Genomic DNA, 19,990 nt, shown 5'->3' with positions numbered 1-19,990 from the left:
TTGCGCGCTATTTTTTTGGAATTGGACTTGGTTTAACTCGAGAAACAGAAATGTCTGACTTATCACACTACCGTAACATAGGTATCTTCGCACACGTTGATGCCGGTAAAACCACTACCACAGAGCGTATCCTGAAACTGACCGGTAAAATCCATAAAACCGGTGAAGTACATGACGGTGAATCCACCACCGACTTCATGGAGCAGGAAGCCGAGCGCGGTATTACTATCCAGTCAGCAGCGACTACCTGCTTCTGGAAAGACCATCGCATGAACATCATTGACACTCCAGGGCACGTTGACTTCACCGTTGAAGTATATCGCTCCCTGAAAGTACTGGACGGCGGCGTAGGCGTATTCTGCGGTTCCGGTGGTGTTGAGCCTCAGTCTGAGACCAACTGGCGTTATGCGAACGAATCTGAAGTAGCCCGTATCATCTTCGTTAACAAACTGGACCGTGTTGGTGCTGACTTCCTGCGCGTTGTTGGCCAGGTTGAGAAAGTTCTGGGTGCTAACCCACTGGTTATGACTCTGCCCATCGGCCGTGAAGACGGCTTCGTTGGTGTTGTTGACGTACTGAACGAAACCGCTTTTGTATGGGACGATTCTGGCCTGCCTGAGAACTTCGAAGTTGTCGACATCCCAGCTGACATGGTTGATCTGGTTGCTGAATACCGCGAGAAGCTGGTTGAAACAGCCGTTGAGCAAGACGACGACCTGCTGGAAGCTTATATGGAAGGTGAAGAGCCTTCTATCGAAGACCTGAAGCGCTGCATCCGTCAGGGCACCATCAACTTGGACTTCTTCCCAACGTTCTGTGGCTCTGCGTTTAAAAACAAAGGTGTTCAGCTGGTACTGGACGCGGTTGTTGATTACCTGCCTAGCCCAACCGAAGTTGATCCTCAGCCTCTGACCAACGAAGAAGGTGAAGAGACTGGCGAGCACGCTATCGTTTCCGCTGAAGAGCCACTGCGCGCGCTGGCATTTAAGATCATGGACGACCGTTTTGGCGCCCTGACCTTTATCCGTATTTACTCTGGCGTAATGAAGAAGGGTGACACCATCCTGAACTCTTACACCGGTAAAACCGAGCGTATCGGCCGCATGGTAGAAATGCACGCCGATGAGCGTACTGAGCTGGACAGTGCACAAGCGGGCGACATCATCGCCGTTGTTGGCATGAAAAACGTTCAGACAGGTCACACCCTGTGTGATCCTAAGAACCCTTGTACTCTTGAGCCAATGATCTTCCCAGAGCCAGTAATCTCTATCGCTGTTGCACCTAAAGACAAAGGTTCTACCGAGAAAATGGGTGTTGCGATCGGCAAGATGGTTGCAGAAGATCCATCTTTCGTTGTTGAAACCGATGAAGATTCCGGTGAGACCATCCTGAAAGGTATGGGTGAATTGCACCTGGATATTAAAGTAGACATCCTGAAGCGTACCTACGGCGTTGAGTTGGAAGTCGGTCAGCCACAGGTGGCTTACCGTGAAACCATCACCATGCCAATCGAAGACAGCTACACACACAAGAAGCAGTCTGGTGGTTCTGGTCAGTTCGGTAAAATCGACTACCGCATCAAGCCTAATGAGCCTGGCACTGGCTTTACGTTCGAATCCACTGTTGTGGGCGGTAACGTACCTAAGGAATTCTTCCCAGCGATTGAGAAGGGCTTCAAGGGTATGATGGACGAAGGTCCATTGGCTGGCTTCCCTGTACTGGACGTTCACGTTGAATTGTATGACGGTGGCTACCACGCCGTTGACTCCTCGGCAGTAGCGTTTGAAATTGCAGCGAAAGGCGCGTTCCGTCAGTCTATGCCTAAAGCGGGTCCACAGCTGATCGAGCCTATCATGCACGTTGACGTGTTCACTCCAGACGATCACGTTGGTGATGTTATCGGTGACTTGAACCGTCGTCGCGGCATGATCAAAGATCAAGAGCCTGGTGCCACCGGTGTTCGCATTAAAGCTGATGTACCTCTGGCTGAAATGTTTGGCTACATTGGCCACCTGCGTACCATCACTTCAGGCCGTGGCCAGTTCTCCATGGAGTTCAGCCACTACCTGCCTTGCCCACAGAACGTGGCAGAAGAAGTGATCGCTGATGAAAAGGCCAAGAAAGAAGCTAAGAAGTAATTAGCGCTTTCAACGCCTAAAAAAGCCCCGCCAGCTCAGCTCGCGGGGCTTTTTTTCGCCTACTCGATGCGATCGGTTCATTACGCCTCGACGAGAAAGACCTTCTTGCTCAAATCCACATCAAGCGGCAAAAAATTAAAACACCGCTCAGAACAATCAAGCAGATACAGACGAGGGATCATATTGGCCTCACTGGCAAGTGCAATTGAATATTCCCGATATTGACCGGCATAACTGTTAAACAAAGGCCCTTCCGGATCTTCCAATACATTCTGCGGACAACAGCGCGACATAAAATCGGAAAACACACTTCCTTTCGCTAACTTCAAACCCGCCTCCAGCCTCACCCAATATTGATAAAACACAGCCTCCAAGTCATTCCCATCCAACACATTGATCTCAGTAAACACCCTGGGGTGAAAATACGTATTTGAAAATTCAAGAAAATCCCGACCGCGATGCCATTCGACATCAACGGCTATGGATGCTGACCTGGAGACCGCCAACAACACAACATCACGACTGTGGGAAATGGAAAAATAAAGATCGGCAGGAGGATCTAATAAAGGCGGCAATCCATCTTGTCTAAGCAAAGACATCCTTGAAGGCTCTGCGACACCGTACAGGCCAGATAGAATCACCTTCAGGTAGAAACGCGACAACAAATACTGATTGCGCCGCCGCCCTTTCAATACGCTCAGCTCATGGAGCTCTGATGCCTGCAAAACCAAAGAGGCCAGCTTTTCAGCCGGCCTCTCGGTCCCCTCATTCAGCGGAACAACGAATAACTCGCAAGTCATTACTTCTTCAGTTTGACGATATCACCCTTCAAGGCAACACCCGCCATAATCGCGCCTGCATGACATTCGTATTCTGTCTCGCTGCTGCGCTCGTTCTTTTTGTAGTAACTCACGATATTGGTGACCGCGTCTGCCCCTTCTTTCACGGCACGATCCTGCAAAGCAATCATTGCGGATAGAAACACCCACTTACAGGCTTTCTCATCGGACTTGCCAAAGGCATTGGTTTTGCGATTTGCCACGGCCGAGGTGATCACCTTTGCCCCCGATGGACTTGAGGCGAAATGAAACGTAATGCCCGCATTCAACTTTGCTTTTGCATCCGATGAAGTCATTGCTTCTTCAATAGGAAAAAAATGCGTCGTATCCCTTGCCAGACACACCGACGAAAACAAAGCCAACACAATACTCGCCACCGCAACTACGCGCCCCATGATTACCTCCAATATAAACCATAAAATAAGCATTCAGTGATATGAGTGTACTCAAGCCAACCGGGAAGGTAAATATAGCCGTGCCTAAAGTGAGGAAATCTCGCCACCCACATGCTATTATTAGCGCCAACTTATAAGGCTCACGCTTACCCAAGAGTTAACGCATACTGCGACTCTATAGACCCAATGATTAAAATAACATTTAGCGTAAACGCATGGACTGCTCAAAGCCCAACCATTCGAACATATGAAGAATGGCAAACATGGAGTCAAGGGCAAAGTCTTGTACCTCAAGAATCGACACCCAGCCCCCAAAGCATCCCCGCAATGCTAAGGCGACGCCTCAGCCCCCTGGGAAAACTTGCCCTGAGCTGCTTTGAATCCCTGCCAGAAAACCGTGCAGATACCGCCGTATTTTGCTCAGAGCACGGTGAGGTCGACCGAACCGTCTCCTTACTGGATGCCATTGCTCGACACGAAGACATGTCGCCAACAAATTTCAGCTTATCCGTGCACAATGCCATCGCCGGTATTTATTCCATTGCCCACAAATACAATGGGGCAATAAATGCAATCTGCGCGGGCTCGAACAGTCTGTTCACAACGCTGATTGAAGCCTATGGCTTATTGGAAGCTGGACACGAAGAAGTCGCCTGCCTTATTTACGACGAACCCCTACCCAATATATACACACCGCCCCATCGCCTGGGCCGCGAAGCCTTAGCCATTGCCCTGCTCATCACAAAAGCAACACCGGGCGAAGAACACTTTGAATTGTGCGGGACATCACAGCTGACAAGTGAAAAAGGACAAACAAGCTTCCCGGGAGAGGAATTCATCAAGTGCCTGCTGCGTCCGGAAACGGGCATGAGTTACCTCAGCGATAGCCACCAGTGGACCCTACGCCGCGTAAACTGAAATGAACATACTCAATTATTACTGGCGCCTTATCGCGACCGCCATTAGCTTCCTCTGCTTCGGGCTTGGGGGTCTGCTAATGCCACTCATTGTCTGGCCAGTCAAGCTTTTCACCCGAGACAGCGGCCAATTGGAAAGACGCATCAAGTGGATGATTCACAAATCATTCTATCTGTTCATGCGTTTAATGCGAGGGCTCGGCGTCTGCACCTTTGAGGTGGATGGGGCTGAAAAACTTGATCGCGAAGGCCTGCTGATTCTCGCCAACCATCCGACGCTCATTGATGTAGTCTTCCTGATTTCCATGCTGCCACGGGCCGATTGCGTGGTGAAATCCGCTCTATTGAAAAACCCTTTCACACGAGGTCCAATCAGCGCTGGGCGCTATATCGCAAACGACAACGCGGAAGATACCATTGTCTCGGCAAAAGCCTCCCTGGATCGAGGCAACAACCTCATCGTTTTCCCGGAAGGTACTCGCACCCAGGTCGGTAAAGCGATGAAGCTGCAACGCGGGGCCGCCAACATCGCCGTTCGCACCGCTAACAATATTACGCCGGTTATCATAAAATGCTCTCCTTCAACGCTCACAAAACAAGAGAGTTGGTACAATATCCCGCCTCGCCGTTTTCACATCAGCATCAGCGTGAGAGACGACATCGAGATTGCCCCATATCTGGAAAGTGTACCCTCTGTCGCAGCGCGAGAGCTCAGTAAAAACCTAACAGATTACTTTGAGAAGGAGATAATAAGAGATGAGTAATCTCGAACAAGAAATCAAACAACTCATCATTGACAGCCTGGATCTGGAAGACGTCAGCTGTGACGATATCGACAGTGACGAAGCACTGTTTGTCGACGGGCTTGGACTGGATTCCATTGACGCCTTGGAATTGGGCCTCGCCATCCAGAAGCAATATGGCATCAAGCTGGACTCTGATTCCGAAGAAAACCGAAAGCACTTTGCCAATGTTAAATCACTGGCTGCTCTGGTCGCCACGCATCGTTCGTAAGGAGGAGATATGAGCAGTTATACTCAAGATCAAATCACAGAAAAAGTTACCGATGTTATCTGCACTTTATTCGAGCTGGAAGCCGAAGAAGTCACTCCGCAGGCCCATCTGTATGACGACTTGGATATCGACAGCATTGATGCCGTTGATCTCGTGGTTGAGCTCAAAAAGTGGAGTGGTAAAAAAATTCAGCCCGAAGACTTTAAAAATGTTCGAACCGTGGAGGATGTTATTCAAGCGGTCACCGAATTACTGCAAGAGTAACACTTGAGCAAGCTGAATAAATTTCTGCTGATTATCCTGAGCATAAGCTACCCAATTTTGGTGTTTTATGGGCTCAGGGAATTTGGCGTGCACAGCTTAATTGTCTTGATGCTCCTTATAGCAGCGATGCACAGCTACAGTTATTTAAACGGCGACAAAAAAAGTCTCATCTGGGTTGTCAGCTGCTTATTTCTAGCCCTATTCTCCTGGTTAAGTAATAACAGCCTTGGACTCAAATTTTACCCGGTGATGATCAATCTGGGTATGCTCGGCCTATTTGGCTGGAGCCTGATCAACCCACCCCCAATCATCGAGCGCCTTGCCAGACTGAGCGAACCGGAGCTACCCGATTACGCCATTCATTACACTCGCATGGTGACCATCGTATGGCTGGCATTTTTCGCCATCAACGCCACCGTCGCAGGGGCACTGGCACTCTTTGCCAGCGATGAACACTGGGCACTTTATAATGGCGGCATTGCCTATTTGATCATCGGTTTGATTTTTATTGTCGAGCGTTTGTACCGTAATTACTATCGATCAAAACACGAACATGAAAGCCGCAGCTGAGTTAAACGGGCTACTGAATACTCCGAGAGCGGGAGACGAGCTTGTCGCGTACCGAGGGTCTGAACACCTGTACTGGGGTGATTTTACCTCCGCTTGCAATGGCTATATCCAGCGATTCTCTCAATACCCCAAAGGCTCCTGGGCATTATATGACGACGATGCCTTTCGTTTTGTCTGTCAGCTCATGGCGCTGTGGCAACTTGGCAATACGGTGTATCTCCCCGGAGACAATCTGCCAGCAAACTGCCAACGGTTGAACGATAAAGTGCTCGGCTTTATCGGTGATTTTCCAAGGCTATCATCACCCTTTTGCGAAGCACCAGAACCCCAAGTATCTAGACCAGTCGAACCAATCGACAATGACGCCATATCCATGGTCATCTTTACATCGGGAAGCAGCGGAGAACCCAGCGAGGTTCCCGTGAGTTTACGACAGCTCAATGCCGAAGCCGCCACGCTGGAGTTGCAGTTCGGCCAGCAGCTCAATAACTGCGCCATCGCCAGCACGGTAAGCCACCAGCACCTCTATGGTTTTACATTTGCCTTACTGTGGCCACTGCTTTATCGACGACCTTTCCCCTGTCAGCGAACACACTACATAGAAGAATTGCCCAGTATTTACCGGCACCACCCGGAAACCATTTTAATCAGCACACCCAGCCACTTAAGCCGATTACCCCCCAATATTGAGGAGCAGTCTGTACGAGATTCGACCCAATTAGTCTTTTCTTCTACGGCGCCACTAGCGAAACCCGACAGCGATACAACACGTCAGTATTTTCAGTCAGACGTTATCGAGATTTATGGCAGCTCTGAAACCGGAGCGATCGCCTGGCGAAACCAGGCTCAACAGCCCTACTGGACAACACTGCCGAACATTCAAATCAAAGACGACAAGCAACGCTTGAACATTAAAAGCCCACATTGCTTCGATACCGATTGGCAACGCGGCAATGATAAAATACAGCGTATCGACGATGGCCGATTTGAACTCATCGGAAGAATTGACAGAATCGCCAAGGTTGAAGGCGTTCGAGTATCTCTCACAGCCATGGAAGCTCGCATCGAGCGTCAAGCCGACATTCGTCGAGCCAGAGTACTCGGTATTAATGAAACAGGCGGCCTGGGCGCGGTGGTGGAACTCAATGCAAGCTCCCTACCAGATACCCATACCCGCAAAACACTGACACAACGCCTCAAACATGCCCTGCTTGAGGAATTTGCTCTACCAACCGTTCCGAAGAAGTGGCGTTTCGTTGAGCGCTTGCCAGAAGACAGTCAAGGGAAAGTACGCATGAGCGCACTGCTACAACTTTTCCACCGAAAGGATCCAAACCCATGAACACGCTTTTCCCAACCATTCTGAACAGCACATCGGAATCGAACAGCGTAAGTTTGCATTTGGATATTTCAAGCGAGCTCGCCCACTTCGACGGACATTTCCCGGAGCACGCTATCCTCCCGGGGGTCACTCAGATATTTTGGGCGGAGCACTTTTCCAGACAATATCTGGGCACAACCATCCCGGACGAAGCGTTTTTTTCCCATCTCGAAGCCGTCAAATTTCAGCAACTGATTCGTCCAGGAGAACAGGTTGAGCTGACCCTTGAGTACAAGGCTGACAAACAGAAACTCTATTTTCAATACCGCAATGACGAACAACAATTCTCATCGGGCCGGCTGGTATTTGCCGACACGCCCAATAAGGCGATGAGCGATGTTTAAACCCTGTGCGGTCATTCCTGTTTACAACCATCCGGATACGATCAGCGACACGGTAGCCGCCGTGCTTGCCCAGGGCCTCGACATTATTCTCGTCGATGATGGCTCAGATACACATTGCGCGGAGGTTCTGCAACAACTCTCCGAACAACACAACAACACTCACCTCGTTACATTACCGACCAACCTTGGCAAAGGGGGGGCTGTAAAAGCAGGCTTAATCGCAGCATTCAATGCATCCTATACCCATGCCTTGCAGATTGACGCTGATGGGCAACACAATCCACAGGACATTCCTGTCTTTCTCAACGCCGCCAGAGACAAACCCGACACGCTGATATCCGGCTTACCCCGATATGACGAGTCTGTTCCTAAAGTGCGTTTCTATGCACGTTACCTCACCCACGTTTGGATATGGATTAACACCTTGTCTCTGGATATTAAAGATTCCATGTGTGGATTCCGAGTCTATCCGCTTGCTAGAGCCCATGCATTGATCAACCGGAGCCACATGGGAAACCGTATGGATTTCGATCCTGAGTTTATGGTGCGCTGGCATTGGGCCCATCCCGACATACAGCATATAGAAACCCAAGTGGACTACCCTCTTGACGGGGTATCTCATTTTCGGGGTCTGGAGGATAATTGGCTGATCAGTAAAATGCACGCCAAGTTGTTTTTCGGCATGCTGACCCAACTCCCCACGCGATTGTTCCAGCGCTTCAGAGGTGAGTCATCCAATGGATAACCAACATTGGTCCGAATTGAAAGAAGCGGGCGCCCTGAGCGGCATTCGTTTTATGTTCTTTGTGTACAAATACTTTGGCCGCCTGCCCTTTAAGTTAGTGCTCTACCCAGTGATCTTGTATTTTTATGCAAGACGTCATGAAGCCAGAGCAGCTTCACTGGAATATCTGGAGCAACTTAATAAACAGCACGCCGCCCTAGAACCCAGCAAATGGCTTAGCTTTAAACATTTCCTGGAGTTTGGTGAAAGCCTGCTGGACAAGCTCGCGGTTTGGCAAGGTGACATTTCACTGGACGATATATTGTTTCACCCCCGCGATGCATTCCTATCTTGTTGTGAAAAAGGGCAAGGCGGCATACTCATCGGCTCCCACTTGGGGAATCTGGAAATCTGCCGAGCACTGTCTTTACAGCAGAAAAACACCCGCATCAATGTGTTGATGCACACTTCCCACGCGGAAAATTTTAATAAGATCCTGAAACAACTCGGCAGTGAACAACTCAGCATTATTCAGGTGAATAGCATTAACCCCGCCACCGCTATGATGCTGAATGAAAAGGTTCAGCAAGGCGAGTTTATTGTCCTCACCGGAGACCGAACCCCACCCTCGGGAGATAAGAACAGCTCGGTCGTGAATTTCCTTGGTCGGGAAGCGGATTTTCCGAATGGACCAATGATACTCGCCTCTCTGTTGAAATGTCCGGTCTTTACCCTCTTCTGTTTCCGCAGCCAGCGACCGGATTACCGTTATGAAATTTTTCTGGATGAGTTTTCCGAGAAAATTGTGCTGCCCAGGAAAGATAAGCAATCGGCCTTGAATCAGTACAGCCAATCGTTTGCAGACAGGCTGGCCAGTTTTTGCAAACAATTTCCGCTGCAGTGGTATAACTTCTACTCTCTTTGGAAAGCACAGGCACACCGAAACCCCCATAAAGCACAAGAACACATTCTGCCGACGTCCAGGCAAACGGATTCGTAAGAAGAGACCATTATGATCAGTGTTGACACAATTATTGACGTACCGTTTCACGACGTGGATCTCATGGGCGTCAGCTGGCACGGCCACTACATCAAGTACTTTGAAATCGCCCGATGTGAGCTCCTGGATGCCCTAGATTATAATTATATGCAAATGCAGGACTCCGGTTATGCCTGGCCTGTAATTGACTTGAGAGTTCGCTATGCAAAACCTGCCAGATTCCAGCAAAAAATCTGCGTCAGTGCAACTCTGGTTGAGTGGGAACACCGTCTGAAGATTAACTATGTTATCCGAGATCTGGACAGCGGGGAGCGATTAACCAAAGCCTATACTGTTCAGGTCGCCGTAGACATCCGCAATGGGGAAATGCTGTATGCATCCCCTCAGTTGTTGATCGATAAAGTGGAAGCGCAATCATGAAAATGCTGCTCACGAGCCTACTGACAGGAGTGTTCTTCTTAAGCGGCACCGTCTGCAGTGACGATATTCAAACCAAGTTGCAACAGCAACTTTCGGGAATTGAAATGTCGCCGCAAGGCCAGTTCCGTCAGGAAAACCAATTGCAGGGCATTCCCTTCCCCATCAAGTCCAGCGGCCAGTATGAGTTCTCGGCCGGAATATTGAGCTGGAAAAACCTCAAGCCTGTCGAAAGCATGCTCGTACTCACCGAGAACAAGGTTGAACAATACATAGCTGGTGAAAAGAGTTTTTCGGTTCGCGCCGAACAACAACCCATTCTTCGAACAATCAACCAATTGTTTCTGAGCTTGTTCGAGCATGACTGGCAAGCCCTATCAGAGAACTTTGAGTTACAACTTATCCAGCACGGCGAACAGTGGGAAGTTCAAATGCATCCTAAACAAGATGCGCTGAAAGCCGCTATTTTGTCTGCTCGCGTGTATGGTGACGTAAAAATTCGACGCTTTGAGTTCACCAAGAGCAACAACGATCAAACTCGCATTTGGTTTTCGGATGAAAACAAGTAAACGCCAACAACTGTTATTGGTATCCTGGCTGGTCGTAATCGCTGCCAGCGCCTGGATTGTCGGATTCCATATTCAACAGGGGAACCACTTTGAGACAAATGTTCTCAAGTTGTTGCCCTTGGATGACTTCAACCCCACTGTCCAAGCGGCTGAAAACAAGCTCAATGAAAGCTTGTCCCAACGGGCCATACTTATTCTTCCTGAAGCGGACGACCCAACCAAAACATTAGAAAGTCGAACACTCATCAAAGAAGAATTGGTAGACAGCGCCCTGTTTCACAGGGTCGAGGATGGCTCTGGCATTGAACTCTTGCAAGAGCGTGCGACCTTCTATAAGCCTTATCGCTATCAACTGCTCAGCGCAGACGACAGGCGGGCAATACAACAGGACCGCGACGCATTTCTCGAGCAAGCCATTGTTCAGCGAAGCGGGCTATTCAACTTTTCACAGGGCAGCAACATTCTTGAAGACCCGGTGCTGACGTTTCAAAATTGGCTTTCACTGTTAGAAATGTCGAGCAATTTACGAATCGACAGCCATGGTTTTATCGCCCGCAACGGGGACCAGAATTACCGAGTGATCCTGCTTCAGCTTCAACAATCGCCATTTACCCAGAGCTACCAGGCAAAGGTCATGAAAGCGCTGCTAAGCGCTCAACAACGGGCCAGCGCCCAAAACCCCGACATCACCATTATTCACTCTGGCTTGCTCTTTCATGCGTATCACGCAAGCCAGCAAGCACAGACCGAAATATCCACTATTGGTTTGGGATCAATGCTCGGAGCCGTCGTGTTACTGCTCCTGGCCTTTCGTTCTGGAAAACCAATTTGCCTCAGCATTGGAGCAATAGCCTTTGGGTTTCTTGGCGCCCTGGCGACATGCCTGTTGATTTTTGACGACATTCATCTAATCACTCTGGCCTTCGGCGCCAGTTTAATCGGTGTGTCCATCGACTATTCCTTCCATTATTTCAGCAGCCAACAAAAGAACAGCGAGGCATTATTGCAGCGAATACGACCGGCGCTGCTGCTCGCACTAAGTTCTTCTGTGTTAGCGTATCTGGCGCTTACGCTTACTCCATTTCCGGGACTCCAGCAGATGGGTGTCTTTTCCGCTGCCGGACTGGCGGTTTCTTGTTTGACCGTATTGGCGATTTATCCGCTGTTCTCTCCGATTCCCTCACGAACCGCGCTAGGTTTTTTTCAAAGCGTAAAGCAATCAAGTCGACCAGCCCTGCCGATCACTCTGTCTACCGTCGGTGTACTGTTGTTACTTGGCGCCATGGTGACACCCTGGGAATTTGAAGACGACGTTCGCCTTCTGAACAATTCCCCGGAGCAGTTACTCCACAATGAAAAATTGAGTCAGACACTGATCGGCGGTTTCGACAGCAGTCGTTACCTAATATTCCAAGGCGAAAGCTGGCAATCGATATTGGAAGAACAGGAAACCGTTCAGCGACGAGCCGAGGAACTTATCGACAATGGCCAGTTGGGCGGAATACAACTACTAAGCCAACACATTCCCTCAAATCACCAGCAGGCTTTGACGCGAGTGTTTCTCGAGGAACGCATTTTCAATGAAGCTAACCTGACCTCATATTTCGACAAATTGGGCATCCCGAGCGAAGCCGCAACACAAAGCATGGCGCTCTTCCTCGAAAATGAAGACGTACAGCTCAACTGGAAGCAGTGGTCACAATCCGCTACGGCACAATCCATGTCTCACCTTTGGGTGCAGGACACATCATCCAACAAGGCTGCCATCGCTCTACTGGCACAACCTATTGACGCCAGCGCCCTTCAAGCTCTCAATTCAGACAGCATTCGCTACGTCGACAAGGTATCGGACATCTCCAATCTTATGCAGGAATATCGCCAGGAGATTAGCCTACTGCTTGGCCTGAGCTACGGCCTGGCTTTACTGGTTTTGCATATGCGATTCAAGCGCCAGGCATTCGCCATTATACTGGTCCCCTTGTTGTCGACGCTTTGTGCCTTTGGCCTCATGTCTGCTCTGGGAGCATCACTGAATATCTTCAGCGTGTTGGCCAGTCTTTTAGTGCTCGGTATCGGCCTCGACATGGGCATTGTTTTAAGGGAGTCATCGCACAGTGAATACGCTTGGCAAACGATCAGCCTATCCGCCGGCACCACAATGCTGGCATTCGGTTTATTAAGCTTGAGCGAAACCCCCGTACTCTATCACTTCGGATTGACGATTTTACTCGGCATTACGTTCAATTGGTTTTTTAGCTGGTTGTTGTCAAGCAAGCAGCATTGCAGAGAAAGCATTTCATGAAAAACGAACACCACTTTGAGGCGGACGTCATTATTATTGGCGCAGGCCCGTCAGGATCGATCGCCGCCGCGCAGTTATGTCAAAAGGGATACGATGTTGTTGTTCTGGAAAAACAACACTTTCCCCGGTTTTCGATCGGCGAAAGTCTTCTTCCTCAATGCATGTCATTTATCGAATCCAGCGGCATGCTACCTGCCGTAGAAGAGGCGAACTTTCAGTTTAAAAACGGCGCGGCCTTCCGGCTCGGGGATCAATACACCGAATTTGATTTTACGGAAAAATTTTCTCCCGGATGGGGCACAACCTTCCAGGTACAACGAGGTAAGTTCGACCACATTCTGGCCCAGCAAGCTGAACAATGCGGTGCCCGAATGTTTTATGGGCATGAAATAACAGCCGTCAACACAGGAAACGAGCCCACCTTACTGGTCTCGACCGATCAGGGCGACAGTCACACAGCCAAAGCCAAGTTTATTCTGGATGCGAGCGGTTTTGGCCGAGTACTGCCCCGCTTCTTGGACTTGGAATCGCCCTCAAGCTTCCCTGTTCGACAATCATTGTTTACCCATATTGAAGATAACATTCAAGAGGGGCTTGAACGCAACAAGATCCTGATTACTGTGCACCCCCAACATCGCGATGTGTGGTATTGGCTAATTCCGTTTTCCAATGGCCGCTGCTCAGTTGGTGTGGTTGCCACACCGGAATTTCTCAGCCAACGCTCAGGCGGCCCAGCAGAAAAATTGAAACAGCTTTGCCAGGAAGATGCTTCACTGAACGCACTTCTGACCAATAGCGTGTGGGACACGCAGGTTCAGGAGATCCAGGGCTATTCATGCGACGTTAGCACACTCTGGGGAGAAGGCTTCGCCTTGCTGGGCAATGCCGGGGAATTTCTCGATCCCGTATTTTCCTCCGGAGTAACCATCGCCATGAAATCGGCCAGCCTTGCAGTGCCTGTTCTCGACAAGCAATTGCGTGGTGAAGACGTGTGCTGGGAAAGTGAATACGCCATTCCCCTAAAACGAGGCGTCGATACGTTCAGGACATTTGTCGAAGCTTGGTACGACGGACGTTTTCAGGATGTTATTTTTTCACGCAACCAATCCCCATCTATTCGCGCCATGATCAGTTCTATTCTGGCGGGCTATGCCTGGGATCTCGACAACCCTTATGTAAAAGACAGTGAGCGACGTTTAAATGTATTGGTGGAAACCTGCAGACAAGCGGTTTAATTCAGCGCTTGCGATTGCCCTTTTGAGCCTCACCGCTTGCGCCCCCTTGCGCCCGCAGTCTGATGCCCAACTTCCCTTACTGCCGGCGGATAGCTGGGATTCAACGTTTCAGTTGAACCAGTCCGCTGCCATCAAGGGGCAACGCAATGCATTGCTGCTTGTTCTTATCAAACGCAAAGACACGCTCGAAGTTAATGTCCTCAGCAGCCTGGGGCAACGACTGCTGCAACTCACCCACGACACCAACGGTCTTCGCACTGTCGAACACTGGCCAGAAATCACGCTGCCGGCCGACACTATGCTAAGACAATTGCAAGCAGCCTTATGGCCAATCGAGACTCTGAGGGCCCACTATCCTGCACCCTGGAAAGTGAAAGAAAGCGATTGTCAGCGCCACATAACTTATCGCCAAACGTTGCTTCTTACGGTAAATTACTGCGCGCACCAGCAAGGCGATCATCACCACCGTTTGGAAGGTGCAACGATCAGTGATCACTCGAGCGGCATCGTCATTGATATCCAAACCCATGAGCTAGTCCCGTTATGAGCACACAAGCGACTTACCTATCCAGACCCGGAATGATCTGTGCACTGGGTGCGAATGCCGATGAAATTTCTGAACAGCTCTTTTCGGATACACCTAAGCCACTGGGCATTGAAAACCATCAAGATCTCCAGGCCGATGAGTCTCCAGTCGGCCGGGTGAACGCTTTGCTGCCTGATCTGGAAAACCTTCCGCTGGCTCACCGAACTCGCAACAATCAACTATTGCTGAGCGCCATGGAACAGCTGGAGCGCGAGCTCCACACCGCGGTCGAGACATTCGGAAAAGACAGAATTGGCGTTATTGTCGGGACCAGCACATCCGGCATTGCTGAAGCCGAAGCGGCCATATCACACAGGCTGGAACACGAAGAATGGCCCGACACTTTTGATTATCAGCAACAGGAAATTGGTGCCCCGGCGCAGTTTATCGCCGAATATTTTCAGCTTGGTGGACCCAGCTATACCCTTTCTACCGCTTGCTCCTCTGGCGCGAAAGCACTGGCAAGCGCCAGACGTCTGTTGAATGCAGGCCTATGCGATGCCGTTGTTTGCGGAGGCGCAGACAGCTTATGCCAACTAACGAAGCAAGGCTTCGCTTCTTTAGGCGCGGTAAGCAGTGAAATCTGCCAACCCTTCAGCCAAAACCGCAAAGGCATCAATATTGGCGAAGCTGCCTGCCTTTTCTTGATGAGTCGCGAGCCCACTTTAGTCGCCCTTGCCGGCGCAGGCGAAAGCTCGGATGCTCACCACATATCCGCACCACAGCCAGAAGGTCTGGGCGCCTCTGCCGCGATGGAGAAAGCGCTCACCGATGCACAAAAATCCCCAGCCGATATCGACTACCTCAATCTGCATGGCACCGGAACCGAGCAAAATGATAAGATGGAAAGTCTGGCCGCCGCGCGAGTACTGGGTGAACACTGCCCATGCAGTTCAACCAAAGCGCTGACCGGACATACACTGGGCGCCGCGGGTGCTCTTGAGGCCGGTTTTTGTTATCTCAGCCTCGAACAAAATTTACTGCCGGCCCAATGGGGTGATCAACAATGGGACCCAGCCCTGCCCACTTTGAATTGGCTGAGCTCAGTGAAAAGAGACAGCAGAATAACAACGGTAATGAGTAATTCCTTTGCCTTTGGTGGCAACAACATCAGTTTGATTCTGACAAAACTCAAGTACTGAACGACTGTAGAAAACCATGTACACGATAGAACAATTAATCAGCCATCGCGGCACAATGAGTCTTCTCGACAAGGTGACTCATTCAGAGGAAAAGCGATTAAAAGCCATGGCCACCGTCAAACCCGGCAATCCTTTTTTGGTCAATGGACATCTGCCGATCTGGGTCGGTATTGAATATATGGCCCAGGCCGTGGCAGCTTACGCGGGCATTGATGCTCGGCAAAAAGGCGAAGAAGTCAAACTCGGGTTTCTGGTTGGCACCCGTAAATATAAAAGCCAGGGAACTCAGTTGGCGATGAACAGCACTATTCACATTGAAATTGAGGAATCACTTTGGGGCGAAAACGGTTTGGGTGCGTTTCAATGCGAGCTCTCAGGTCAGGACCCCCTCGGCGGCCGCTGCACCGCGCAGGCCAGCCTCAACGTCTACCAACCCAATACCCTAGAAGACATGATTAAGGGGGAAGCGTGAACAATACCGTTCTTGTCACTGGATCAAGCCGAGGCATCGGAAAAGCCATCGCTTTACGAGCGGCCCAACAAGGCCATGATATTGTTCTGCATTGTCGAAGCGGCATTGACGCTGCCCAAAGCGTTGCTCAGGAAATCGAAGACTTGGGGCGTCAGGTTCGCATACTCTGTTTTGACGTTGCCAACCGGGAAGCTTGTCGAGAGATTTTGGAACACGATGTGGAAGAACACGGCGCTTATTACGGTGTCGTTTGCAACGCCGGCATCGCTCGAGATAATGCCTTTCCCGCCATGCCAGACAATGAGTGGGACGAAGTCATTCACACCAATCTGGATTCCTTTTACAACATCCTTAATCCGCTGATCATGCCGATGGTTAGGCGCCGAAAAGCGGGGCGCATTGTTACATTGTCGTCAGTCTCTGGACTCTCCGGGAACCGAGGGCAAGTCAATTACAGTGCATCAAAAGCCGGCATTATCGGGGCAACCAAAGCGCTCGCAATTGAGTTGGCAAAACGTAAGATCACGGTTAACTGCGTTGCCCCAGGGCTGATCGAAACCGACATGGTGAGTGAGGCCCCGGTGGAAGAGGCTTTGAAGCTGATCCCTGCCCAACGCATGGGGCAACCTGAAGAAGTCGCCGCAGCGGTGTGCTTCTTGCTGTCTGAAGACGCATCCTACATCACCCGCCAAGTCTTGTCGGTGAACGGAGGCATGGTCTAATGAGACGAGTAGTCGTAACCGGCATGGCCGGCATCAGCCCCATCGGTAATGATTGGGCGACCGTCGCCGAGAATTTGAAGTCCGGCAATACCGGTATTCAAACCATGGAAGACTGGGAAAAGTACAGCGGGCTCAACACAAGACTCGGCGGCCCCTGCGATTTCACCAGACCGAAACACTACAGTCGCAAAGATGTTCGCAGCATGGGCCGGGTCGCCATTATGGCAACCCGAGCCAGTGAGCTCGCCTTGGAACAAGCTCAGCTGCTGGGCCACGACAAAGTTACGGATGGCAGCACAGGCATCGCCTATGGTTCCTCAGCCGGCACGCCGGAAGCGATCGGTGATTTTGGCAATATGCTGTTGAATCACAACACCGACGGGCTCAATGCAACGAGCTATATCAAAATGATGGCGCATACCGCAGCGGTGAATATTGGCGTCTACTTCGGGGCGAAAGGCCGTGTGATTACAACGTCCAGTGCCTGCACCTCGGGCAGCCAGGGTATTGGTTACGCTTATGAAAGCATCAAGTACGGCCAACAAGATATCATGATCGCAGGAGGCGCCGAGGAGCTGTGTGCAACCGAGGCCGCTGTGTTTGACACTCTCTACGCGACCAGTACCAAAAACGATACCCCCGGTCTTACACCATCGCCTTTCGATGTTGACCGAGACGGATTGGTCATTGGTGAAGGTGCCTGCACACTCATACTCGAAGAATATGAGCACGCCTGCGCGAGGGGCGCCAACATTCTGGCTGAAATCGTAGGCTTCGGAACCAATTCCGATGGCAACCACGTCACCCAACCTTCCTCGGACACGATGGCCAATGCCATGCAGCGTGCATTGGATGACGGGCAGCTCAATCCCGAAAGCATTGGGTATATCAGTGCCCACGGCACCGCGACCGACCGCGGGGATATCGCCGAAAGCCACGCCACCGCAAAAATTTTCGGCCATAAAACCCCGATCAGTGCCTTTAAAAGCTTTACCGGCCACACACTAGGCGCTTGTGGCGCTTTGGAAGCCTGGGTGGCCATTAACATGATGAACGAAGGCTGGGTACACCCAACGGCCAATCTCAACAGCATTGACCCGGAGTGCGCTCAATTGGACTATGTAACCAATGACATTCGCCCCCTTGATTGCGAATACGTGATGAGCAACAACTTCGCCTTTGGTGGCATCAACACGTCACTCATTTTCAAACGCTGTCGCTAAAAGATTGGCTCAAGTCAACGCACCCAGCTCATAAAGATGGGTGCGTTGAAGCTTCGTGACAAACAACGTTTAAAAAACCACTTCCACTTTTTTGCCGTCCGATAATTTGCACTCGCCGATGCCGCCATCGTCGATGCCACCACGCGCGGAAGAAAACTGGAATTCGCACTTCATACTGCGTCCCTTGTCTCCCAATAACAAGGCTTTTGCACTGGACGAACGCTGCTCACTGTCCATCAATACCCAAGAATCATCATTTGAAGACTCACCAATACGGATTTCGTCACCATCAGTAGACGTAGAACCCTGGACAAACTTTCCTTCAAAGCGCTCACCATTTGGCATGATCAACGTCAGCTTGCCGTCGTTATCAAAAAAGCCTTGTTGATATTCCATTCGCACGACCTCACCACGACTCACGCCTTCAATCACCCCATTGGATTCGCATGCGGCCAAGCCGATCACTGAGGCCATGAGTAGAATATGTGCACCTGATTTTTTTAGATTTAGCATAAGAACTCCTCCATTAAAAATACGATTGTGGAAGATCCAGCTAAATCAATTCTGAATTCTAAATTAACTGCAGATTAATCAGGCGATTCAACAAACGAATGAACGGACAAGAGAAAGGAAACAGCAGACACAAAAAAGCCGGCTCAAGGCCGGCTTTTCAAACTCGAGTCAGTGAAGCTTTACTGACCGACTTTCAGCTTGCCGCCTTTACCCAGGCCGCCCTTAACGGTTTGCGCTTTGTAGTTGCGCAAGGCTTTCACCATATTGTTGTATGAGTCTGCAAATGAAGCAGCGATGATCTTACCTTCCGGCGTATTGGTGAAACCGCCTGCACCACCGACAGCACCGGCGAAAAAGCCGCCGAACAAATTGAAATCATAATTCTTGGCATTCCCCACCGCCGCCGAAATCTGCACACCAGAACGGTTGTCGATTAACAGCAAGGTAGTTGACGCCTCATTCTTCTTTAAGCCGCCCGCAATGACGCCAACGGTGGAGCCAACCAGGCCACCCAACAAACCACCGACACCACCGGTGCCTTTTTCAGAGAACTGAATCGATGGGTTCATGGTGTAATCTGCAGCCACCATCTGGCCTTTGCCAAAGTTACTGCCCGAGCGCATTTCACCTGAGTTCATCAACTCACGCTCTGTGTTCATCGCCTGCATTGCGCGCCCCCGCTCAACAACGACAAAGCAGTTTGACTGCTGAATCATGGTGCGAATAACGGGAATGGTACTGCCCAGCTGAGGATAACGAGAAGCGTAAACATTCCACCAAGGCAAAGTGCGATCTTCAAATACCGACAGTGTCCCCAAAGGCTCCGAGCAGCTTTCCAGTGCGGTATTTCTGTTTTCTGCATTGGCACCACCAGCGGCACCAGAAACTGTGTTGCCACCGGCATTGCCCATGGTAGGCGTGGTGCCATTACAAGCGGCTAAGGTAAGCGCTGTTGCGCTGATTGCTGCAGTCAGTAACTTTTTCATGATTTATGTCTATACCCCATATCCGTATTTAAGTGATACCAAAACAATGAGTCTAATTTAGCCCCTATTAAAACACCATATAAGCTAACTACTTTTAGTAATAACGGGTACAGAATTAGATTTAGATCAACCCACTTAACATAAACAACTCACAGATTTGTTCAATAACAGCGAATTACCGGCATAAAAAAACCGGGGCAAAAGCCCCGGTTTTTCAAGATTTCGACAATCGAGTTA

The 19,990-nt window shown here is 50.3% G+C and carries 22 protein-coding genes and 1 pseudogene; 19 read left to right on the top strand and 4 right to left on the bottom strand.

Going from position 1 to position 19,990, the window contains the following annotated elements:
• Window positions 1-50: 50 nt before the first annotated feature.
• On the top strand, window positions 51-2,138 hold the full coding sequence (gene fusA / locus ABWW03_RS17625) for an elongation factor G (RefSeq protein WP_353410574.1): 2,088 nt from the start codon (window positions 51-53) through the stop codon (window positions 2,136-2,138).
• 80 nt (window positions 2,139-2,218) lie between these two features.
• Here fusA and ABWW03_RS17620 read toward each other — a convergent pair whose 3' ends face one another.
• Both ABWW03_RS17620 and ABWW03_RS17615 read right to left on the bottom strand, forming a co-directional pair.
• Complete coding sequence (locus tag ABWW03_RS17620; protein ID WP_353410572.1) at window positions 2,219-2,938, bottom strand: 4'-phosphopantetheinyl transferase family protein; 720 nt, start codon at window positions 2,936-2,938, stop codon at window positions 2,219-2,221.
• Window positions 2,938-3,372 (bottom strand): excinuclease ATPase subunit, encoded by a 435-nt coding sequence (locus ABWW03_RS17615; RefSeq protein ID WP_353410570.1) that lies wholly within the window; start codon window positions 3,370-3,372, stop codon window positions 2,938-2,940. Before ABWW03_RS17615 ends, ABWW03_RS17620 begins: the two co-directional genes overlap by 1 nt.
• Window positions 3,373-3,687: 315 nt before the next feature.
• Between ABWW03_RS17615 and ABWW03_RS17610 the strand changes: the two are divergent.
• The 18 genes and pseudogenes from ABWW03_RS17610 to ABWW03_RS17525 form a co-directional block, all read left to right on the top strand.
• A pseudogene (locus tag ABWW03_RS17610) lies at window positions 3,688-4,290 on the top strand (beta-ketoacyl synthase chain length factor); the annotation flags it as partial.
• A 1-nt stretch (window position 4,291) separates the two neighbouring features.
• On the top strand, window positions 4,292-5,053 hold the full coding sequence (locus ABWW03_RS17605) for a lysophospholipid acyltransferase family protein (protein ID WP_353410568.1): 762 nt from the start codon (window positions 4,292-4,294) through the stop codon (window positions 5,051-5,053).
• Window positions 5,046-5,303, top strand: coding sequence for a phosphopantetheine-binding protein (locus tag ABWW03_RS17600; RefSeq protein ID WP_353410566.1), 258 nt, complete (start codon window positions 5,046-5,048; stop codon window positions 5,301-5,303). Before ABWW03_RS17605 ends, ABWW03_RS17600 begins: the two co-directional genes overlap by 8 nt.
• A 9-nt stretch (window positions 5,304-5,312) precedes the next feature.
• Window positions 5,313-5,567 carry an acyl carrier protein gene (locus tag ABWW03_RS17595; protein WP_353410564.1) on the top strand — a complete coding sequence of 85 codons (255 nt, stop codon included), beginning with the start codon at window positions 5,313-5,315 and terminating at the stop codon, window positions 5,565-5,567.
• 3 nt (window positions 5,568-5,570) lie between these two features.
• On the top strand, window positions 5,571-6,137 hold the full coding sequence (locus ABWW03_RS17590) for a hypothetical protein (protein WP_353410562.1): 567 nt from the start codon (window positions 5,571-5,573) through the stop codon (window positions 6,135-6,137).
• Entirely contained in the window at window positions 6,121-7,479 is a 1,359-nt protein-coding gene (locus ABWW03_RS17585) for an AMP-binding protein (protein ID WP_353410560.1), read from the top strand. Before ABWW03_RS17590 ends, ABWW03_RS17585 begins: the two co-directional genes overlap by 17 nt.
• Window positions 7,476-7,862 (top strand): 3-hydroxyacyl-ACP dehydratase FabZ family protein, encoded by a 387-nt coding sequence (locus ABWW03_RS17580; protein ID WP_353410558.1) that lies wholly within the window; start codon window positions 7,476-7,478, stop codon window positions 7,860-7,862. The genes ABWW03_RS17585 and ABWW03_RS17580 overlap by 4 nt, the downstream gene beginning before the upstream one ends.
• Window positions 7,855-8,607 carry a glycosyltransferase family 2 protein gene (locus tag ABWW03_RS17575; RefSeq protein WP_353410556.1) on the top strand — a complete coding sequence of 251 codons (753 nt, stop codon included), beginning with the start codon at window positions 7,855-7,857 and terminating at the stop codon, window positions 8,605-8,607. The genes ABWW03_RS17580 and ABWW03_RS17575 overlap by 8 nt, the downstream gene beginning before the upstream one ends.
• Complete coding sequence (locus tag ABWW03_RS17570) at window positions 8,600-9,586, top strand: hypothetical protein (protein ID WP_353410554.1); 987 nt, start codon at window positions 8,600-8,602, stop codon at window positions 9,584-9,586. The genes ABWW03_RS17575 and ABWW03_RS17570 overlap by 8 nt, the downstream gene beginning before the upstream one ends.
• Window positions 9,587-9,598: 12 nt before the next feature.
• Window positions 9,599-10,006, top strand: coding sequence for an acyl-CoA thioesterase (locus ABWW03_RS17565; RefSeq protein WP_353410552.1), 408 nt, complete (start codon window positions 9,599-9,601; stop codon window positions 10,004-10,006).
• The gene (locus tag ABWW03_RS17560) at window positions 10,003-10,572 is read left to right on the top strand and encodes a LolA family protein (RefSeq protein ID WP_353410550.1); all 570 of its coding nucleotides are present in this window, start codon (window positions 10,003-10,005) and stop codon (window positions 10,570-10,572) included. Before ABWW03_RS17565 ends, ABWW03_RS17560 begins: the two co-directional genes overlap by 4 nt.
• On the top strand, window positions 10,559-12,874 hold the full coding sequence (locus ABWW03_RS17555; protein WP_353410548.1) for an MMPL family transporter: 2,316 nt from the start codon (window positions 10,559-10,561) through the stop codon (window positions 12,872-12,874). The genes ABWW03_RS17560 and ABWW03_RS17555 overlap by 14 nt, the downstream gene beginning before the upstream one ends.
• Window positions 12,871-14,109 carry an NAD(P)/FAD-dependent oxidoreductase gene (locus tag ABWW03_RS17550; protein WP_353410546.1) on the top strand — a complete coding sequence of 413 codons (1,239 nt, stop codon included), beginning with the start codon at window positions 12,871-12,873 and terminating at the stop codon, window positions 14,107-14,109. Before ABWW03_RS17555 ends, ABWW03_RS17550 begins: the two co-directional genes overlap by 4 nt.
• Window positions 14,075-14,656, top strand: a complete 582-nt coding sequence (locus tag ABWW03_RS17545; protein ID WP_353410544.1) for a DUF3261 domain-containing protein — start codon at window positions 14,075-14,077, stop codon at window positions 14,654-14,656. The genes ABWW03_RS17550 and ABWW03_RS17545 overlap by 35 nt, the downstream gene beginning before the upstream one ends.
• On the top strand, window positions 14,653-15,837 hold the full coding sequence (locus ABWW03_RS17540) for a beta-ketoacyl-[acyl-carrier-protein] synthase family protein (protein WP_353410542.1): 1,185 nt from the start codon (window positions 14,653-14,655) through the stop codon (window positions 15,835-15,837). The genes ABWW03_RS17545 and ABWW03_RS17540 overlap by 4 nt, the downstream gene beginning before the upstream one ends.
• A gap of 16 nt (window positions 15,838-15,853) precedes the next feature.
• Window positions 15,854-16,309 carry an ApeP family dehydratase gene (locus tag ABWW03_RS17535; RefSeq protein WP_353410540.1) on the top strand — a complete coding sequence of 152 codons (456 nt, stop codon included), beginning with the start codon at window positions 15,854-15,856 and terminating at the stop codon, window positions 16,307-16,309.
• Entirely contained in the window at window positions 16,306-17,031 is a 726-nt protein-coding gene (locus tag ABWW03_RS17530) for a 3-ketoacyl-ACP reductase FabG2 (RefSeq protein ID WP_353410538.1), read from the top strand. The genes ABWW03_RS17535 and ABWW03_RS17530 overlap by 4 nt, the downstream gene beginning before the upstream one ends.
• Window positions 17,031-18,254 carry a beta-ketoacyl-ACP synthase gene (locus tag ABWW03_RS17525; protein WP_353410536.1) on the top strand — a complete coding sequence of 408 codons (1,224 nt, stop codon included), beginning with the start codon at window positions 17,031-17,033 and terminating at the stop codon, window positions 18,252-18,254. Before ABWW03_RS17530 ends, ABWW03_RS17525 begins: the two co-directional genes overlap by 1 nt.
• A gap of 69 nt (window positions 18,255-18,323) precedes the next feature.
• Here the strand turns inward: ABWW03_RS17525 and ABWW03_RS17520 are convergent, their stop codons facing one another.
• Window positions 18,324-18,767 (bottom strand): hypothetical protein, encoded by a 444-nt coding sequence (locus ABWW03_RS17520; RefSeq protein WP_353410534.1) that lies wholly within the window; start codon window positions 18,765-18,767, stop codon window positions 18,324-18,326.
• A gap of 179 nt (window positions 18,768-18,946) precedes the next feature.
• Complete coding sequence (locus ABWW03_RS17515; protein ID WP_353410532.1) at window positions 18,947-19,753, bottom strand: CsgG/HfaB family protein; 807 nt, start codon at window positions 19,751-19,753, stop codon at window positions 18,947-18,949.
• Window positions 19,754-19,990 lie beyond the last annotated feature (237 nt).

This window comes from Pseudoteredinibacter isoporae (assembly GCF_040372805.1).
GTDB classification, from domain to species: Bacteria; Pseudomonadota; Gammaproteobacteria; order Pseudomonadales; family Cellvibrionaceae; genus Pseudoteredinibacter; species Pseudoteredinibacter isoporae_A.
This window is presented reverse-complemented; position numbering and strand designations above follow the sequence as displayed.

Coding starts and splice junctions, on each gene's coding strand:
- ABWW03_RS17570 (WP_353410554.1), top strand. CDS start 8,600: ATGGATAACCAACATTGGTCCGAATTGAAAGAAGCGGGCGCCCTGAGC.
- ABWW03_RS17535 (WP_353410540.1), top strand. CDS start 15,854: ATGTACACGATAGAACAATTAATCAGCCATCGCGGCACAATGAGTCTT.
- ABWW03_RS17575 (WP_353410556.1), top strand. CDS start 7,855: ATGTTTAAACCCTGTGCGGTCATTCCTGTTTACAACCATCCGGATACG.
- ABWW03_RS17545 (WP_353410544.1), top strand. CDS start 14,075: ATGTATTGGTGGAAACCTGCAGACAAGCGGTTTAATTCAGCGCTTGCG.
- ABWW03_RS17585 (WP_353410560.1), top strand. CDS start 6,121: ATGAAAGCCGCAGCTGAGTTAAACGGGCTACTGAATACTCCGAGAGCG.
- ABWW03_RS17605 (WP_353410568.1), top strand. CDS start 4,292: ATGAACATACTCAATTATTACTGGCGCCTTATCGCGACCGCCATTAGC.
- ABWW03_RS17540 (WP_353410542.1), top strand. CDS start 14,653: ATGAGCACACAAGCGACTTACCTATCCAGACCCGGAATGATCTGTGCA.
- ABWW03_RS17560 (WP_353410550.1), top strand. CDS start 10,003: ATGAAAATGCTGCTCACGAGCCTACTGACAGGAGTGTTCTTCTTAAGC.
- ABWW03_RS17565 (WP_353410552.1), top strand. CDS start 9,599: ATGATCAGTGTTGACACAATTATTGACGTACCGTTTCACGACGTGGAT.
- ABWW03_RS17580 (WP_353410558.1), top strand. CDS start 7,476: ATGAACACGCTTTTCCCAACCATTCTGAACAGCACATCGGAATCGAAC.
- ABWW03_RS17620 (WP_353410572.1), bottom strand. CDS start 2,938: ATGACTTGCGAGTTATTCGTTGTTCCGCTGAATGAGGGGACCGAGAGG.
- ABWW03_RS17550 (WP_353410546.1), top strand. CDS start 12,871: ATGAAAAACGAACACCACTTTGAGGCGGACGTCATTATTATTGGCGCA.
- fusA (WP_353410574.1), top strand. CDS start 51: ATGTCTGACTTATCACACTACCGTAACATAGGTATCTTCGCACACGTT.
- ABWW03_RS17555 (WP_353410548.1), top strand. CDS start 10,559: ATGAAAACAAGTAAACGCCAACAACTGTTATTGGTATCCTGGCTGGTC.
- ABWW03_RS17515 (WP_353410532.1), bottom strand. CDS start 19,753: ATGAAAAAGTTACTGACTGCAGCAATCAGCGCAACAGCGCTTACCTTA.
- ABWW03_RS17600 (WP_353410566.1), top strand. CDS start 5,046: ATGAGTAATCTCGAACAAGAAATCAAACAACTCATCATTGACAGCCTG.
- ABWW03_RS17595 (WP_353410564.1), top strand. CDS start 5,313: ATGAGCAGTTATACTCAAGATCAAATCACAGAAAAAGTTACCGATGTT.
- ABWW03_RS17520 (WP_353410534.1), bottom strand. CDS start 18,767: ATGCTAAATCTAAAAAAATCAGGTGCACATATTCTACTCATGGCCTCA.
- ABWW03_RS17615 (WP_353410570.1), bottom strand. CDS start 3,372: ATGGGGCGCGTAGTTGCGGTGGCGAGTATTGTGTTGGCTTTGTTTTCG.
- ABWW03_RS17525 (WP_353410536.1), top strand. CDS start 17,031: ATGAGACGAGTAGTCGTAACCGGCATGGCCGGCATCAGCCCCATCGGT.